This window comes from Mesorhizobium sp. B2-4-15, assembly GCF_006658505.1.
GTDB lineage: Bacteria > Pseudomonadota > Alphaproteobacteria > Rhizobiales > Rhizobiaceae > Mesorhizobium.
Map to the genome: position 1 here is coordinate 1 of NZ_VFUZ01000004.1, position 16,036 is coordinate 16,036.

15 protein-coding genes are annotated in these 16,036 nt (G+C 62.3%); 4 read left to right on the top strand and 11 right to left on the bottom strand.

What is annotated here, in order from left to right; translation table 11 throughout:
- Positions 1-173: 173 nt before the first annotated feature.
- Together alaS and recA are read right to left on the bottom strand one after the other, a co-directional pair.
- A complete protein-coding gene (gene alaS / locus FJ930_RS06065; RefSeq protein ID WP_141835966.1) occupies positions 174-2,840 on the bottom strand; it encodes an alanine--tRNA ligase in 2,667 nt (888 codons plus the stop codon).
- Between the two features lie 258 nt (positions 2,841-3,098).
- Positions 3,099-4,196, bottom strand: coding sequence for a recombinase RecA (gene recA / locus FJ930_RS06070; RefSeq protein ID WP_027028105.1), 1,098 nt, complete (start codon positions 4,194-4,196; stop codon positions 3,099-3,101).
- Between the two features lie 281 nt (positions 4,197-4,477).
- On the opposite strand from recA, the gene FJ930_RS06075 reads away from it, so the two are divergent.
- The gene (locus FJ930_RS06075) at positions 4,478-5,422 is read left to right on the top strand and encodes a carbohydrate kinase family protein (RefSeq protein WP_141835968.1); all 945 of its coding nucleotides are present in this window, start codon (positions 4,478-4,480) and stop codon (positions 5,420-5,422) included.
- 71 nt (positions 5,423-5,493) lie between these two features.
- Positions 5,494-6,411, top strand: coding sequence for a pseudouridine-5'-phosphate glycosidase (locus FJ930_RS06080; RefSeq protein WP_141835971.1), 918 nt, complete (start codon positions 5,494-5,496; stop codon positions 6,409-6,411).
- A gap of 12 nt (positions 6,412-6,423) precedes the next feature.
- Here FJ930_RS06080 and FJ930_RS06085 read toward each other — a convergent pair whose 3' ends face one another.
- Complete coding sequence (locus FJ930_RS06085; RefSeq protein ID WP_140609417.1) at positions 6,424-6,747, bottom strand: TfoX/Sxy family protein; 324 nt, start codon at positions 6,745-6,747, stop codon at positions 6,424-6,426.
- Positions 6,748-6,835: 88 nt separating this feature from the next.
- On the opposite strand from FJ930_RS06085, the gene FJ930_RS06090 reads away from it, so the two are divergent.
- Entirely contained in the window at positions 6,836-7,333 is a 498-nt protein-coding gene (locus FJ930_RS06090) for a GFA family protein (protein ID WP_141835974.1), read from the top strand.
- A 184-nt stretch (positions 7,334-7,517) separates the two neighbouring features.
- Here FJ930_RS06090 and sufA read toward each other — a convergent pair whose 3' ends face one another.
- The 8 genes from sufA to FJ930_RS06130 form a co-directional block, all read right to left on the bottom strand.
- The gene (sufA, locus tag FJ930_RS06095) at positions 7,518-7,898 is read right to left on the bottom strand and encodes a Fe-S cluster assembly scaffold SufA (protein ID WP_141835977.1); all 381 of its coding nucleotides are present in this window, start codon (positions 7,896-7,898) and stop codon (positions 7,518-7,520) included.
- 101 nt (positions 7,899-7,999) lie between these two features.
- Entirely contained in the window at positions 8,000-8,392 is a 393-nt protein-coding gene (locus FJ930_RS06100) for an SUF system Fe-S cluster assembly protein (RefSeq protein WP_140738842.1), read from the bottom strand.
- A 5-nt stretch (positions 8,393-8,397) separates the two neighbouring features.
- Positions 8,398-9,639, bottom strand: coding sequence for a cysteine desulfurase (locus tag FJ930_RS06105; protein WP_141836499.1), 1,242 nt, complete (start codon positions 9,637-9,639; stop codon positions 8,398-8,400).
- A gap of 106 nt (positions 9,640-9,745) precedes the next feature.
- Positions 9,746-11,014, bottom strand: coding sequence for a Fe-S cluster assembly protein SufD (sufD, locus tag FJ930_RS06110; RefSeq protein WP_141835979.1), 1,269 nt, complete (start codon positions 11,012-11,014; stop codon positions 9,746-9,748).
- Positions 11,015-11,033: 19 nt separating this feature from the next.
- Complete coding sequence (gene sufC / locus FJ930_RS06115) at positions 11,034-11,789, bottom strand: Fe-S cluster assembly ATPase SufC (RefSeq protein WP_141836501.1); 756 nt, start codon at positions 11,787-11,789, stop codon at positions 11,034-11,036.
- Positions 11,782-12,072 (bottom strand): hypothetical protein, encoded by a 291-nt coding sequence (locus tag FJ930_RS06120; protein ID WP_141835982.1) that lies wholly within the window; start codon positions 12,070-12,072, stop codon positions 11,782-11,784. The genes sufC and FJ930_RS06120 overlap by 8 nt, the downstream gene beginning before the upstream one ends.
- A gap of 4 nt (positions 12,073-12,076) precedes the next feature.
- The gene (gene sufB, locus FJ930_RS06125) at positions 12,077-13,594 is read right to left on the bottom strand and encodes a Fe-S cluster assembly protein SufB (RefSeq protein ID WP_141835985.1); all 1,518 of its coding nucleotides are present in this window, start codon (positions 13,592-13,594) and stop codon (positions 12,077-12,079) included.
- A 241-nt stretch (positions 13,595-13,835) separates the two neighbouring features.
- Entirely contained in the window at positions 13,836-15,014 is a 1,179-nt protein-coding gene (locus FJ930_RS06130) for a cysteine desulfurase family protein (RefSeq protein WP_141836503.1), read from the bottom strand.
- Between the two features lie 238 nt (positions 15,015-15,252).
- Between FJ930_RS06130 and FJ930_RS06135 the strand changes: the two genes are divergently transcribed.
- Positions 15,253-15,927, top strand: coding sequence for an alpha/beta hydrolase (locus tag FJ930_RS06135; protein WP_027042409.1), 675 nt, complete (start codon positions 15,253-15,255; stop codon positions 15,925-15,927).
- The last annotated feature ends 109 nt before the right edge of the window (positions 15,928-16,036 follow it).

Consider the following 16,036-nt stretch of genomic DNA (forward strand, 5'->3'; position numbering starts at 1 on the left):
CCCACGGGCTTCATGGCCCAAAGATGCGTCGGCCTCTCGTCCGCCACCGCTCCCGCCATCATAACGGATTCGGCAAACGACAAGTTACAAGGATACCGGCAGGCGGATGAGGGGCAGCGCCACCCCTCAATACAAAGCAATTCGCCCCGAAGCGATTGCCCAACCTTAATCGATCATGCTGCTTCGAGCGCCGCCCTCACCGCCGCGATCGCGTCATTGGCCTTCGACGCGTCCGGGCCGCCGGCCTGAGCCATATCGGGCCGGCCGCCACCGCCCTGCCCGCCCAATGCGGCGGACGCCACGCGCACCAGGTCTACGGCACTGAAGCGGCCGACGAGGTCATCGGTCACGGCAACCACGACGCTCGCCTTGTTGTCCTCGCCGGCGCCCACGAAGACAACGACGCCCGAACCCAGCGATGTCTTGCCGGCATCGGCCAGCGGCTTCAGATCCTTCGGCGAAACACCGGATACCGCCTTGCCGAGGAAGCCGACGCCCGCGACAACTTCGTTTTCAGCTGGCGCACCAGCCGCCGCACCGCCGCCCAGCGCCAGTTTCTTGCGCGCTTCGGTCAGTTCCTTCTCAAGCTTCTTGCGTTCCTCGAGCAGCGCCTCGACACGCGCCGGGACGTCGGCCGGTGAAATCTTCAGCGTTGCCGCCGCCGTCTTCAGCCGCCGGTCCTGCTCGTCGAGATGCTTGCGCGCGGCTTCACCCGTCAACGCTTCGATGCGGCGCACGCCGGCAGCGACCGCGCCGTCCGACACGATGCGCACCAGACCGATATCGCCGGTCGCCCTGACATGCGTGCCACCGCAGAGCTCGACCGAATAGGGCCGGTTGGCCTTGGCGCCATGCAGTCCCGTGCCCATCGACACGACGCGCACCTCGTCGCCATATTTCTCGCCGAACAGCGCCATGGCGCCCTCGGCAATGGCGTCATCGACCGACATCAGACGCGTGGTCACCGGGCCGTTCTGCACGACGATTTCGTTGGCCATGCGCTCGACTTCTTCGAGTTCCTCGGCCGAGATCGGCTTGTTGTGCGAGATATCGAAGCGCAGGCGCTCGGGCGCGACCAGCGAGCCCTTCTGCGCGACATGGGTGCCCAGCACTTCGCGCAGCGCCTCATGGATGAGATGCGTCGCCGAATGGTTCGCGCGCAGCTTGGAGCGCCTGTTATGGTCGACCTTCAACTCGACGGCGGCACCTGGTTTGACCGTGCCATTCGTCACCTTGCCGATATGTACGAACAGCCCATCCGCCTTCTTCTGCGTATCGGAGATTTCGATCGCGAAGCCTTCGCCCGAGATAACGCCGGTGTCGCCCATCTGGCCGCCGGATTCGGCATAGAACGGCGTCTGGTTGACGACCACGGCAATCGCTTCACCTTTGGTGGCGCTGTCGACGGTCTTGCCGTCCCTGACCAGCGCCTGGACTAGGCCCTCCGCCTGTTCGGTCTCATAGCCGAGGAATTCGGTGGCACCGGTCTTCTCACGGATCGGGAACCAGACCGTCTCGGTCGCGGCCTCCCCGGAGCCTGCCCAGTGTGCACGCGCCTCAGTCCTCTGCCGCTCCATCGCATCGGTGAATCCGGCAAGATCGACCGAGATATTGCGCTGCCGCAGCGCGTCCTGCGTCAGGTCGAGCGGGAAGCCATAGGTGTCATAAAGTTTGAACGCCGTCTCGCCGTCGAGCATGTCGCCGGCATGGAGCTTTTCTGTCGCCTCCGACAGCAGCCCAAGCCCGCGCACCAGCGTCTTGCGGAAGCGGGTTTCCTCGAGTTTCAAGGTTTCGGTAATCATCTCTTCGCCGCGCACCAGCTCGGGATAGGCCTGGCCCATCTCGCGCACCAGCGCCGGCACCAGCCTCCACATCAGCGGATCGCGGGCGCCGAGCAACTGCGCATGGCGCATGGCACGGCGCATGATGCGGCGCAGCACATAGCCGCGGCCTTCGTTCGACGGCAGCACGCCGTCGGCCACTAGGAAGGAGGACGAGCGCAGGTGATCCGCAATGACGCGGTAGGACGCCACCGTTTCCGCGTCCGGCGCCCGCCCAAGCGCGGACGACGCCGCATCGATCAGGTGCCGGAACAGGTCGGTCTCGAAGACGCTTTCCACCCCTTGCAGGATGGAGGCCATGCGCTCCAGGCCCATGCCGGTGTCGATCGACGGGCGCGGCAGGTCGATGCGCTCGTCCTTCGTCACCTGTTCGTATTGCATGAACACCAGGTTCCAGAATTCGAGGAACCTATCGCCGTCTTCCTCGGGACTGCCGGGAGGTCCACCCCAGATGTGCTCGCCACGATCGATGAAGATTTCCGAGCACGGCCCGCAGGGACCGGTGTCGCCCATCGCCCAGAAATTGTCCGAGGTCGCGATGCGGATGATGCGATCGTCCGAGAACCCGGCGATCTTCTTCCAAAAGCCGGCCGCCTCGTCGTCCGTATGATAGATGGTGACCAGCAGCTTGTCCTTCTTCAGCCCGAACTCTCGGGTGATCAGGTTCCAGGCAAGCTCGATGGCGCGCTCCTTGAAATAGTCGCCGAAGGAGAAATTGCCGAGCATCTCGAAAAAGGTCAGATGGCGCGCGGTATAGCCGACATTGTCGAGGTCATTGTGCTTTCCGCCGGCGCGAACGCTTTTCTGGGCGGTGGTGGCGCGCGAATAGGTCCGCTTCTCCAAACCGGTGAAGACGTTCTTGAACTGCACCATGCCGGCATTGGTGAACATCAAGGTCGGATCGTTGCGCGGCACGAGCGGGCTCGAGGCCACGACCTCATGGCCCTCCTTGCGGAAATAGTCGAGAAATGTCGACCGGATCTCGTTCAAGCCACTCATGACTGCTGCCTTTTCGCGAAAACCGCCGGCACAGCCGGCGGAAACTGGTCTCTGCTTCTTAGAAAATAGACTTGGCCTTTTAGCGGGCACGCCCGACCCTGTCCAGAAACACGGAATTGGCCAATCCAGGAGCTTGGCGGGCTCGCAAAACGAAACCGCCGGCGCGAAGGCCGGCGGTTTGGAACGCGGTACTAAAGAACTCGGTTACTTAAGCATCAGGTGAAAGGCTGAATTCATGGCCGAACTCTGGCCATCGCCCTACATCGCGCCGGCTTCGTCCTCAAAACCATCGTCCCCACCTTCAGAGCCACCATTTTCAAGGAATTTCTCGGCGATCAATCCGGCGTTCTGCCTGAGCGCCAGTTCGATCTCGCGCGCGGTGTCGGGATTGTCGCGCAGGAACAGTTTTGCATTCTCGCGGCCCTGGCCGAGGCGCTGCGAATTGTAGGAGAACCAGGCACCCGACTTTTCGACCACGCCGGCCTTGACGCCAAGATCGACCAGTTCGCCGGTCTTGGACACGCCCTCGCCATACATGATGTCGAACTCGACCACCTTGAAGGGCGGCGCCAGCTTGTTCTTGACCACCTTGACGCGGGTCTGATTGCCGACGACCTCGTCGCGGTCCTTGACCGAGCCGATGCGGCGGATGTCGAGGCGCACCGATGCATAGAATTTCAAGGCGTTGCCGCCCGTGGTGGTTTCGGGCGAACCGAACATGACGCCGATCTTCATACGGATCTGATTGATGAAGATGACCATGGTGTTGGAACGCGAGATCGAAGCGGTCAGCTTGCGCAGCGCCTGGCTCATCAGCCGGGCCTGCAGGCCGGGCAGCGAATCGCCCATCTCGCCTTCGATTTCGGCACGCGGCGTCAGCGCCGCCACCGAATCGACCACCAGCACGTCAATGGCGCCGGAGCGCACCAGCGTGTCGCAGATCTCCAGCGCCTGCTCGCCGGTGTCGGGCTGCGAAATCAGGAGGTTTTCAAGATCGACGCCGAGCTTGCGGGCATAGACCGGATCGAGCGCATGCTCGGCATCGACGAAAGCGCAGATGCCGCCCTTCTTCTGGGCTTCCGCCACGGTGTGCAGCGCCAGCGTCGTCTTGCCCGAGCTTTCCGGCCCGTAGATCTCGATGATGCGGCCGCGCGGCAGGCCGCCGACGCCGAGCGCGATGTCGAGGCCGAGCGACCCGGTCGGCACCGTTTCGATCTCGACGACCTGCTCGTTGGCGCCGAGCCGCATGATCGAGCCCTTGCCGAACGCCCGCTCGATTTGCGACAGCGCCGCATCCAGAGCCTTTGATTTGTCCACTGCCTTATCCTCTACAAGCCGCAAAGTATTCTGAGCCATGATACATCACCCCTTGGTCGTCAATGAAGGCCGGACAATCCGCAATCCCTGTCATTTTGTACCTTTTTTGTTCTCATTTGGCAAGGGGAGACAACCAGTTGAAAAGCAAGAGATATCCTGATCTGTTCTTTTTTTGTCTCGCAGACCGAGGCAGAAATGTCCTCCGCGTTGGGCCAGATGGCTTGATTGTATCGATCCGTCGAATCGCTGCCTTGCATGCGAAGCTCTGTCGCGCAGTGTAGCGCTTGTGCGGCGCCAACAACAAAGGTCATATCGCCGCCATGGTGAAATCCGCAAAGATATTGGCCGTGGGCGGCGCCCATATCGATCGGCGTGGCCAGGTGGCTGGCCCGTATGTGCCGGCGGCGTCCAATCCCGGCACAATGCGCGAGGACGTCGGTGGCGGCGTCTTCAACGCGCTGCGCAGCACGGTGCGCCGCGGTGTCTCGGCTTCGCTGCTGTCCGTGCGTGGCGGCGATGCCGCGGGCGATACCGTTCTACGTGCTATAGGAGAAGCGGGCATTACAGACCTGTCGGCAGTGTTCCTCGACCGCACCACGCCGAGTTACACGGCGCTGATCGACCGCGAGGGTGAGCTGATCGTCGGCTTTGCCGACATGGCGCTCTATGACCTGGCGTTTCCCAAGCAAATCAGGCGCTCCAAGGTGCGGGAGGTGGTCGCCCATGCCGATGCCATCCTGTGCGATGCCAATCTGCCGGCGTCGGCTCTGGAGCGGCTGGTCTCGCTCGCCGCCGGCAAGCCGGTTTTCGCCATTGCCATTTCGCCGGCCAAGGTGACGCGGCTGATACCGGTGCTCGGCGAACTGGCGCAGCTCTTCATGAACCGGCGAGAGGCCGTCGTGCTGGCTGGCGTCAATGCAAATGCCGCCGAGCGGGAAATGATCGACGGGTTGCGATGCAGCGGGCTTGCCAGCGGCGTGGTCACGGCAGGCAGCGCGCCGGTGCTGGGCTTTGATGAAACAGGCGCTTTTTCGATCCTGCCGCCTGCCCCGAGGAAAGTCGCCGATGTCACCGGCGCCGGCGACGCGCTGGCGGGCGCGACGGTCGCGGCGCTGCTGCGCGGTCTGCCCTTGCGCAAGGCCTTGCGCGAAGGCATTGCGGCGGCGACGCTGGCCATCGAAAGCGCCAACGCCGTGCCCGAATTCACCGCGGCAAGCTTCGCGGAAGCACTGGCCCTTGTGCCGGATGCGCGGGAAGTGGCATGAGACCGGCAAATTCATAGCGCCGCAGTGATGTTTACGCGTCCTGATGGATGCGCCGCGATTGGAGATTCGAGATGACCCCAGAGACCGCCCACCCCTTCATCGATGTCCATGCTCCCGTGGCGCAAGCCCTGGCCGCCGGGCGCCCGATGGTGGCGCTGGAGAGCACCATCATCACCCATGGCATGCCCTACCCCGACAATGGCGCCATGGCGGCCAATGTCGAAAAGATCATCAGCGATGGCGGTGCTGTGCCCGCCACGATCGCCGTGGTTGGCGGCCGCATCAAGATCGGTCTTTCCGACGGCGAGCGCGAATCGCTGGCCATGACCGGCGATGCGATGAAGCTGTCGCGCGCCGACCTCGGCTTTGCCGTCGCGCAAGGGCGCACGGGCGGCACCACGGTCGCCGCGACCATGATCGCTGCGCACATGGTGGGGATAAAAGTGTTCGCCACCGGCGGCATCGGCGGCGTGCATAAGGGGGCGGAAAAGAGTTTCGATATCTCGGCCGACCTCGATGAGTTGGCGCGCACACCGGTCATCGTCGTCTCGGCCGGCGCCAAGGCCATCCTCGATATCGAAAAGACGCTGGAGGTGCTGGAAACGCGCGGCGTGCCCGTGGTTGGCCATGGCTGCGAGACAATGCCGGCCTTCTGGTCGCGGCAATCGCCGTTCCGCGCCCCGTTGACCTTGCACAAGCCGGAAGACATCGCGCATTTCTACAAGACGCGGGCAGCGCTCGGTCTCGGCGGTGGCATGCTGATCGCCAACCCGGTGCCCGAAAATCATGAAATTCCGGCGGAAGAGATGGTCGGCTATATCGAAGCAGCACAGAAGGCGGCCGAGGCGCTCAACGTGAGCGGCAAGGCGGTGACGCCGTTCCTGCTCGGAAAAATCCTGGAACTCACCGGCGGCCGGAGCCTGAAGACCAACATCGCGCTGGTCGAAAACAATGCAAGGCTGGCTGCCGAGATCGCGGGGGCGCTGTAGGTTCCGCGACCGTTATTTGCCCGCGCGCCGCCCCGCTTCATAGGCGCGGCGCGCCCAGACCGTCATTTCGTCCGGGTCGTCAAAAGCGCTGTCGGGAATGCTCCAATAAGGCATGGCGACCAGCTTGCCGTGGCGCGAACCGGTATAGGTCCATTGCCGGCAACCGGCGGCTTCGAAGTCGGGCGCGCTTTGCTCGTCGGCCTTGAGCAGCAATTCGCCGCGCAGCACGATGGCGACGATCACGCCATCGAAATAGATGCCCTTGCCGCCGAATAGCCTGCGGATGCTGACCGGGCCGAGGCCTTCGAACAGTTCAGCGATGCGTTCATTGTCCATGCCGCGATCATGTCATCGGCATTTGACATTGTCATCGCGCAACCAAATCATGCTGACGGGCTGGGAACATTTCGTCGGAGTTTTTATCATGCCGATTCTGCTCAAGGGGTCCTGCCGCTGTAATGCCGTGCGTTTCGAGGTTGAAAGCCATACGCCCGTGCCGTTCATGCTCTGCTACTGCTCGATCTGCCGCAAGCAGCAAGGCGGCGGCGGGTTTGCCATCAATCTCGGCGCCGACTACAAAACGCTCAACATCAGGGGCAAGAGAAGCCTCGGCGTCTATCGGGCCGAGATCGAGGATGACGAGCATCCGCAATGCGAAATCTCGACGGGGGAACGCAATTTCTGCCGCAAATGCGGGGCGGCGTTGTGGCTCTACGACCCGACATGGCCGGATCTGGTGCATCCCTTCGCCTCGGCGATCGACAGCGACCTGCCGAAACCACCTGAAAAGGTGCACCTGATGCTGAAATACAAGGCGAACTGGGTAGAGCCCGATGTCGGCAAGGGCGACAAGACGTTCGACGTCTATCCCGAGGAATCGATCGCCGACTGGCACAAGCGGACGGGGATGTGGGTCGAGTAGCGTTCTTCGCCCGCTTACGGGGCGAAGATGCCGGCAAGCAGACCGCGCAAATGTTGGAGAGGCTGGCGCTGCCCCTCATCCGGCCCTTCGAGCCGTTCGTCATTCGAAAAAGCCAAGCACTTGGCTTTTCGCCCGCTGCGCGGACCATTCCTCACCTCCCCGTAAACGGGGCGAAGGAAGTGCTTTAGGCCGAGGCGCGCGCCTCTGCCAGCGCCTTCAGGTCGGCCGGCTTCAGCTCGACCGATTCGCCGCAGCCACAGGCCGAGCTCTGGTTCGGGTTATGGAAGGTGAAGCCCGTGCGCAGCGTCGTCTGCTCGAAATCCATCTGCGTGCCGAACAGGAACAGCGCCGCTTCCGGCGCGACATAGACGTGCGCGCCATCGCGCTCGATGTGGTCGTCCTTGGGATTGGGCTCGGTCACCAGGTCGACCGTGTATTCCATGCCGGCGCAGCCGCCCTTCTTGATGCCGAGGCGGATGCCATGCGCGTTCTCGCGTGTGGCGACGATCTCGCGCACCCGCGCGGCGGCCTTTTCGGTCATCGTGATGACGGCAAAGCGTCCCATTCTTTTTCCTTCTCCATTCCGTGCAGGTTCAAGGCCTGCCGAATGATTCTCACCTAAAATGGTGAAGTTTTATCCATGGTGCAAGTGTGCCAGGCTCAACGCTAGTACCAGCCAACCGCCACCTGTGCCTCTTCCGACATGCGGTCGGGCGACCAGGGCGGATCGAAGGTCATGTTGACCTCCACACCGGACACGCCTTCGACCGCCCCAACCGCATTCTCGACCCAGCCCGGCATTTCGCCGGCCACCGGACAGCCGGGCGCGGTCAATGTCATGTCGATCTTGACCGAGCGGTCGTCCTCGATGTCGATCTTGTAGACGAGGCCAAGTTCGTAAATGTCGGCCGGAATTTCCGGGTCATAGACGGTCTTCAGCGCCGAAACGATGTCGTCGGTCAGCCGCGCCAGTTCGTCGGCGGGAATGGCCGAGGCCGAGACGACGCTGTTGGCGCCGGCTTCCGGGGAGGTTTCGGCAGTGGTGCTCACATCATCCATGGTCGTCACCCGAAAAATTTGCGCGCTCTTTCCAGCGCCTCGGCCAAAGCGTCGACTTCGGCCCTGGTATTATACATGCCGAACGATGCCCTGCATGTGGAGGTTACGCCAAAGCGTTTCAACAGCGGCTGGGCGCAATGGGTGCCGGCGCGCACTGCCACGCCCTGCCTGTCTATCACCATCGACACGTCATGGGCATGAATGCCCTGCAGCTCGAAGGAGATGATGGCGCCCTTGCCGGGCGCATCGCCGAAGATGCGCAGCGAGTTGATGGCGCGCAGCCGTTCATGGGCGTAGTTCTTGAGGTCTTCCTCATGCGCGGCGATGCGTTCCCGACCGACAGAGTCCATGTAGTCGAGCGCGGCACCCAGCCCGATCGCCTGCACGATCGGTGGCGTGCCGGCCTCGAAACGATGCGGCGGATCGTTGTAGGTGACGATGTCTTCCGTCACCTCCTCGATCATCTCGCCACCGCCCATGAAGGGGCGCATGCTCCCGAGAATGTCCTTCTTGCCGTAGAGAACGCCGATGCCCGAGGGGCCATAGACCTTGTGGCCGGTAAAGACGAAGAAATCGCAATCGAGATCCTGGACGTCGATCGGCATATGCACGGCGCTCTGGCTGCCGTCGACGAGCACTGGAATGCCGCGCGCATGCGCGATGCGCACGATCTCCTTGATCGGCGTCACCGTGCCCAACGCATTCGACATCTGCGTGATGGCGACAAGCTTCGTCCTGTCGGTCAGCCGCTTTTCGAATTCCTCGATGTGGAAGACACCGAGATCGTCGACCGGCACCCAGACCAGCCTGGCGCCCTGGCGCTCGCGTATAAAATGCCAGGGAACGATATTGGAATGGTGCTCCATGATCGACAGCACGATCTCGTCGCCCTCGCCAATATTGGGCATGCCATAGCCATAAGCCACCGTGTTGATCGCCGACGTCGTATTCGAGGTGAAGACGATGTTTTCCGTGCTTGGCGCGTTGAGGAAGCGGCGCACCGTCTCACGCGCCTTCTCATAGGCATCGGTCGCGGCATTGGACAGGAAATGCAGGCCGCGATGGACGTTGGCATATTCCTGGGAATAGGCGTGCTGGATCGTATCGAGCACCACCTGCGGTTTCTGCGCCGAAGCGCCATTGTCGAGATAGACCAGCTTCTTGCCATAGACTTCCCGCGACAGGATCGGAAAGTCGCGGCGGATCGCCTCGACGTCGTAGGGGATGGTTTCGACTTTCCGGTCCATTTCGAAGTCCTTGCCGCTCCAGGGCAGCGTTTCGTCCAGCACCCCTCATCCGTCTTGGCGCTTCGCGCCAATCCACCTTCTCCCACAAAGGGGAAGGGAAGAGTGCTTATCCGTGTGTCACGAACCATTCGTCGAGCCGCGCTTCCAGCGCCTCGACGATCGTCTCGTCATCCATCTCCTCGATCACTTCGGCGACGAACGCTTTCACCAGAAGGCCCCGTGCGGTCTTCTCGTCGACGCCGCGCGCCATCAGGTAGAACAGATGGTCGTGGTCGATCTCGGTGACCGTCGCGCCATGGCCGCAGACGACGTCGTCGGCGAAGATTTCGAGTTCGGGTTTGGTCGAGAACTCGCCATCGTCCGACAGAAGCAGCGTGTTGCAGGCCATCTTGGCGTTGGTCTTCTGCGCATATTGATGGACGTTGATGCGCCCCTGGAAGACACCGCGCGCCTTGCCGGTGACGACATTGCGGATCACTTCCGTCGATGTCGTGTGCGGCACGGCGTGGTCGAGCACCATGGTGACGTCGGTGTGGCTGTCGCCCGCCAACAGGTTGATGCCACGCAACTTGAAGTCGGCGCCCTCGCCGGTGGTCTTGATCACGATCTCCTGGCGCACCAGTCTCCCGCCGGCGTTCATGACGAACAGCGTCAGCTTCGCGTTCTTGCCGATATGGGCCTTGAACTGCGCCAGATGCGTGGCCGTGTCCGGCTGCTCCTGCACGATCAGCCAGGTCACCTCGGCGCCCTCGCCAAGCACAAGCTGGCTCACCGAGCTGACCAGCGCCACGCCCTCACCTGCCTGACGTTCGACGATAACAGCTTTGGCTCCAGCGCCGACGCGTACAGGTAAACGCACATGGGTCTGGCCGCCTGCCTGCAAATTCTGCAATTCGAGCGGCTTTTCCAGCTCGGCGCCGTGGGCAATGTCAATGAAATAACCGTCGGCGACAAAGGCGGTGTTCAGCGCACCGATAGCGTCGTCGCTGCCATAGGGGGCGAGGCCCGGCGCAATGCTGCCATCGGTCAGCTTTTCCGACAGGCGCTGGACGCTCACGCCCTCGACGACCGGCGTCTTGGCGCTCGACACGCCGTTCAGCATGGCCAGAACCGTCGAGCCTTCAACGATTGGCGCAATGGCTTTCGCCGCGGCGGCCGGATCGAAATCCGGAACCGTATTCAACAGCCGGCGCAGATCGGTGTAGTGCCAGGATTCGACGCGCCGCGTCGGCAGGCCGTGCTTGATCGCTTCGATGGCATCGTCGCGCTTCAGCATCACCGCGCCGTCACCCGGCAGCAGCGACAGCCGGTCCCCGAACGCATCGATCAGCGCTGTCTCGGCCGGCGTCCGCTGCGGTTGTGCGTGCATGTTCATCAGTCTTGCCTCTGCCATTTCACGCGGCTTCGCCGATGACGCCGGCATAGCCGTTGGCTTCGAGGTCGAGCGCCAGCGACTTGTCACCCGACTTGATGACCTGGCCCTTGTAGAGTACGTGCACGCTGTCGGGCACGATGTGCTCGAGCAGGCGCTGGTAGTGGGTGATGACCAGGAAGGCGCGGTCGGGCGAACGCAGCGCGTTGACGCCATCGGACACGATTTTCAGCGCATCGATGTCGAGGCCGGAATCGGTCTCGTCGAGCACGCAGAGCTTTGGCTCCAAAAGCTTCATCTGCAGGATCTCGGCGCGCTTCTTCTCGCCGCCGGAGAAGCCGACATTGAGCGGCCGCTTCAGCATCGCCATGTCCATGCTGAGCGAGGCGGCGGCTTCCTTCACCCGCTTCAGGAATTCCGGAATCTTCAGCGGCTCCTCGCCGCGCGCCTTGCGCTGCTCGTTCATCGCCACCTTCAGGAATTCCATCGTCGCCACGCCCGGTATCTCCATCGGATACTGGAAGGCGAGGAAAATGCCTGACGTGGCGCGCTCGGCCGGATCCATTTCGAGGATAGACCGGCCGTTGTAGAGGATGTCGCCCTCGGTCACCTCATAGTCCTCACGGCCGGCGAGGATATAGGACAGCGTCGATTTGCCCGACCCATTCGGGCCCATGATCGCGGCGACCTCGCCGGCCTTCACCGTCAGGTTCAGGCCGCGGATGATTTCGGTGCCGTCATCGACGATGCGGGCATGCAGGTTCTTGATCTCAAGCATCATTCTCTACTTTCGCGTTCTTGTTGTTCTCGACGCTCGATCCTTGACGGGATCTCCCCAGAAGCGCGCCCGCAAGATTGCCGGTAACGAACATCCAGCCAAAAAACCCAACCGCGCCTAGGCCCGCAATCGAACCACCAATATTCTTTACCGAACTCAAGCCAAACATTGCGCCTATCAGAGCCACCACGGCACCTCCAATAGCCAGCGTCAGCAAGAGCATCAGAACGACGACTATCAAGCTCTCGATTCGTTCGAAGAATTTCCAAGAGCGCCGTTCCATCTAGTCAGCCCACGCTTCCCTCAAGCGAGATGCCGATCAGCTTCTGCGCCTCGACCGCGAACTCCATCGGCAGCTGCTGGATGACATCCTTGACGAAGCCGTTGACGATCAGAGCGATGGCTTCCTCTTCCGGAATGCCGCGCTGCATGACGTAGAACTTCTGGTCCTCGGAAATCTTCGAGGTCGTCGCCTCGTGCTCGAACTGCGCCGTCGAGTTCTTGGCTTCCATGTAGGGTACGGTGTGGGCGCCGCATTGGTCGCCGATCAGGAGCGAGTCGCAGTTGGTGAAGTTGCGTGCGTTGGTCGCCTTGCGGTGCGCCGAGACCTGGCCGCGATAGGTGTTCTGCGAAAAGCCGGCGGCAATACCCTTGGAGATGATGCGGCTCGATGTGTTCTTGCCGAGATGAATCATCTTGGTGCCGCTATCGACCTGCTGATAGCCGTTCGACACGGCGATGGAATAGAACTCGCCGGAGGAATCGTCGCCGCGCAGGATGCAGCTCGGATACTTCCACGTGATGGCCGAGCCGGTTTCGACCTGCGTCCACGAGATCTTCGAACGGTCGCCACGGCAGTCGCCGCGCTTGGTGACGAAGTTGTAGATGCCGCCCTTGCCCTCGGCATCGCCGGGGTACCAGTTCTGCACGGTCGAATATTTGATCTCGGCATCGTCGAGCGCCACCAGTTCGACGACAGCGGCGTGAAGCTGGTTCTCGTCGCGCTGCGGCGCCGTGCAGCCTTCGAGGTAGGAGACGTAGGCCCCCTCCTCGGCGATGATCAGCGTGCGCTCGAACTGGCCGGTGTTCTTCTCGTTCATACGGAAATAGGTCGACAGCTCCATCGGGCAGCGCACACCCTTGGGCACGAAGACGAACGAGCCGTCGGTAAAGACAGCCGAATTCAGCGTGGCGTAGAAATTGTCTGACGTCGGCACCACCGAGCCCAGATATTTCTGCACCAGTTCGGGATGCTCGCGGATCGCTTCCGAGATCGAGCAGAAGATGACGCCGGCCTGCGCCAGTTCCTTCTTGAAGGTGGTGACGACCGACACGGAATCGAACACCGCGTCGACCGCGACGCGGCCCGACTTGTAGACATTGTCGCTGACTTCCTCGAGTTCGGAAGCATCGGTCTTCTGGACACCGGCCAGGATTTCCTGCTCCCTCAGCGGAATGCCGAGCTTCTCGTAGACCTTCAGCAGTTCGGGATCGACATCGCTCAGCGACTTCGGGCCGGGCGTGCTCTTGGGCGCCGCATAATAATAGATGTCCTGGAAATCGATCTTGGGATAGTTGACGCGCGCCCAGGTCGGCTCCTCGAGCGTCAGCCAGCGGCGATAGGCTTCCAGCCGCCATTCCAGCATCCAGGACGGTTCGTCCTTCTTGGCCGAAATGAAACGGATAATGTCTTCGCTCAGGCCCTTGGGGGCCTTGTCGACAGCGATATCGGTCTGGAATCCATATTTATACTGGTCGACATCGATCTTGCGGACTCGATCGATCGTCTCCTGCACAGCAGGCATAAGCGTTCTCCATCCACGCCGGGGTCAAGGCCCGACAGTTTTCAAACTATGGCACCGCCGAAATGGACACCAAAAGGGCATTCGCGGCAGCGTAAGTTTCATATAGTGCGCTTCGACCGGAAATTCACCCGGCCAGCATGAAACGCACGGCTCTACCAGGCCCGAAGGCCCGAATACGTTACCCAAACATCGGATTCTCCCGAAAACCGCTACGCGCTTTTCGGTCCGATGCTCCCAACCGCTACGCGGCTTTGCCTCTATCCGCCTTGTCTCTGGCGGTTTGGCGCGCGGCGATCCCCGCCAGCGCGGCGCGGAACAGTTCGATGTCCTCGGCGCCCGTCGCCGAACCGATCGACACGCGCAAGGCGCCGAGACTGTCGCCGTAGCCCATCGCCTTCAGCACATGGCTCGGCCCGACCTTGCCCGACGAGCAGGCGGAGCCGGCCGACAGCGCCACACCGGCCAGATCGAACGCAATCTGCGCGGTTTCCGCCTTGACGTTCGCAATAGCGAAGAATGTCGTGTTGGCAAGCCTTGGCGCGCCGGTTCCAAAGATTTCCACGTCCGGCGCCAGCGTTTTCACGATGGCTTCGATCTCGTCACGGCGCTGCCGCACCGCATCCATAGCCTGCAATCCGGCCAGAGCCTCACGCGCGGCCGCGCCAAAACCGGCGATGGCGGCGAGGTTTTCCGTTCCGCCGCGATGGCCCTTTTCCTGGCCACCACCGTTGATCAGAGGCTTGGGCATCATCAGATCGGCGGCGGCGACAATGGCGCCGACGCCCTTGGGGCCACCGATCTTGTGCGAGGACAGAATAAGATAATCGGCGTAACCCGCTGGCAGATCGATCGAAACGCGGCCCGCGGCCTGAACGGCGTCGACGGCGAGAATACCGCCCGCCGCCTTGACAATCCCGGCGATCCGATCGATCGGTTGGATGACGCCGGTCTCGTTGTTGGCGGCATGGATCGCCACCAGCGGCAGGCCATCCGCCTTGTCATGACCGCCAAGCGCGGCGGCCAGGGCTTCAAGATCGGCTATGCCATTGGCATCGACGCCGATGCGCGTCACCTGCGCTGCCGGGAAGCGCCCGCCATTCAACAGGCAGGGGTGGTCGGCCGCCGATACGTAAAGCCGGCTCATGCGAACGCTGCCACGCCCCATCTGCCAGTCGGGGGTCAGCAGCGTCGAGGCCGCTTCGGTCGCGCCGGAGGTGAACACAACATGCTCGGGCCTGGCATTCACCAGCGCCGCAACCTCACGCCTCGCAGTCTCGACCAGGCGCCGCGCGGCGCGCCCTTCGGCGTGGACCGAGGAGGGATTGGCGGACAGGTCAAGCGCCGCGACCATAGCCTCGCGTGCCGCCGCGAGCAGCGGAGCGCTGGCATTGTAGTCGAGATAGGCGCGTTTTGCGGCCATTTTCGTCCAGTCGGTCCCTTCAGAAGCCATTCCGCTGTCGTATGGCGTTATTTCCTTGAAATTCCAAGGCGAGCCGTCCTATTTACGCGGCTTGCGGCGCGGGTAGCCAGGCTCGACGTCTGGCCACCCAGTTTTGAATAGTTCTAAACTAGCTTCTAAGAAGACGCTCGCCCTGCGTCAAGGCCAGAGGAAGACACGTTCCGGGCGCCGCGCATTCGTATACCAAGTGGAGTATTTTATGCCTGAGGTCATTTTCACCGGTCCGGCCGGCCGCCTGGAGGGACGCTACCAGCCCTCCAAGGAAAAGAGCGCGCCGATCGCCATCGTCCTGCATCCGCACCCGCAGTTCGGCGGCACGATGAACAACAAGATCGTCTACGACCTCTTCTACATGTTCCAGAAGCGTGACTTCACCACGCTGCGCTTCAATTTCCGCGGCATCGGCCGCAGCCAGGGCGAATTTGATCACGGCACCGGCGAATTGTCGGACGCGGCCGCCGCTCTCGACTGGGTGCAGTCGCTGCATCCGGATTCCAAGAGCTGCTGGGTCGCCGGTTATTCGTTCGGTTCGTGGATCGGCATGCAGCTCCTGATGCGCCGGCCCGAGATCGAAGGCTTCATCTCGATCGCGCCGCAGCCCAACACCTATGATTTCTCGTTCCTGGCGCCCTGCCCGTCATCCGGCCTGATCATCCATGGCGATGCCGACAAGGTGGCGCCGCCCAAGGATGTGCAAGGCCTGGTCGATAAGCTGCACACGCAAAAGGGCATCACCATCACGCAGAAGACCTTGCCCGGCGCCAACCATTTCTTCGCCAATGACGCCGACCTTTTGATCGAGGAATGTGCCGACTATCTCGATCGGCGGCTCGCCGGCGAGCTGTCGGATCCACGGCCGAAGCGGCTGCGCTAGGACATCAGGTCACGCGTATTCATGCCATGGGCAGGCGGACAATGTCCGCCTCGCCGGTATCTGCTTTGCGGGCGTGCCGGCCACATTGGGCAAGCCTTTTCGCTCATCC

Bases quoted from the DNA above. Each gene is read 5' to 3' on its own strand.
- alaS (WP_141835966.1), bottom strand. From the start codon at position 2,840: ATGAGTGGCTTGAACGAGATCCGGTCGACATTTCTCGACTATTTCCGC.
- recA (WP_027028105.1), bottom strand. From the start codon at position 4,196: ATGGCTCAGAATACTTTGCGGCTTGTAGAGGATAAGGCAGTGGACAAA.
- FJ930_RS06075 (WP_141835968.1), top strand. From the start codon at position 4,478: ATGGTGAAATCCGCAAAGATATTGGCCGTGGGCGGCGCCCATATCGAT.
- FJ930_RS06080 (WP_141835971.1), top strand. From the start codon at position 5,494: ATGACCCCAGAGACCGCCCACCCCTTCATCGATGTCCATGCTCCCGTG.
- FJ930_RS06085 (WP_140609417.1), bottom strand. From the start codon at position 6,747: ATGGACAATGAACGCATCGCTGAACTGTTCGAAGGCCTCGGCCCGGTC.
- FJ930_RS06090 (WP_141835974.1), top strand. From the start codon at position 6,836: ATGCCGATTCTGCTCAAGGGGTCCTGCCGCTGTAATGCCGTGCGTTTC.
- sufA (WP_141835977.1), bottom strand. From the start codon at position 7,898: ATGGGACGCTTTGCCGTCATCACGATGACCGAAAAGGCCGCCGCGCGG.
- FJ930_RS06100 (WP_140738842.1), bottom strand. From the start codon at position 8,392: ATGGATGATGTGAGCACCACTGCCGAAACCTCCCCGGAAGCCGGCGCC.
- FJ930_RS06105 (WP_141836499.1), bottom strand. From the start codon at position 9,639: ATGGACCGGAAAGTCGAAACCATCCCCTACGACGTCGAGGCGATCCGC.
- sufD (WP_141835979.1), bottom strand. From the start codon at position 11,014: ATGAACATGCACGCACAACCGCAGCGGACGCCGGCCGAGACAGCGCTG.
- sufC (WP_141836501.1), bottom strand. From the start codon at position 11,789: ATGCTTGAGATCAAGAACCTGCATGCCCGCATCGTCGATGACGGCACC.
- FJ930_RS06120 (WP_141835982.1), bottom strand. From the start codon at position 12,072: ATGGAACGGCGCTCTTGGAAATTCTTCGAACGAATCGAGAGCTTGATA.
- sufB (WP_141835985.1), bottom strand. From the start codon at position 13,594: ATGCCTGCTGTGCAGGAGACGATCGATCGAGTCCGCAAGATCGATGTC.
- FJ930_RS06130 (WP_141836503.1), bottom strand. From the start codon at position 15,014: ATGGCCGCAAAACGCGCCTATCTCGACTACAATGCCAGCGCTCCGCTG.
- FJ930_RS06135 (WP_027042409.1), top strand. From the start codon at position 15,253: ATGCCTGAGGTCATTTTCACCGGTCCGGCCGGCCGCCTGGAGGGACGC.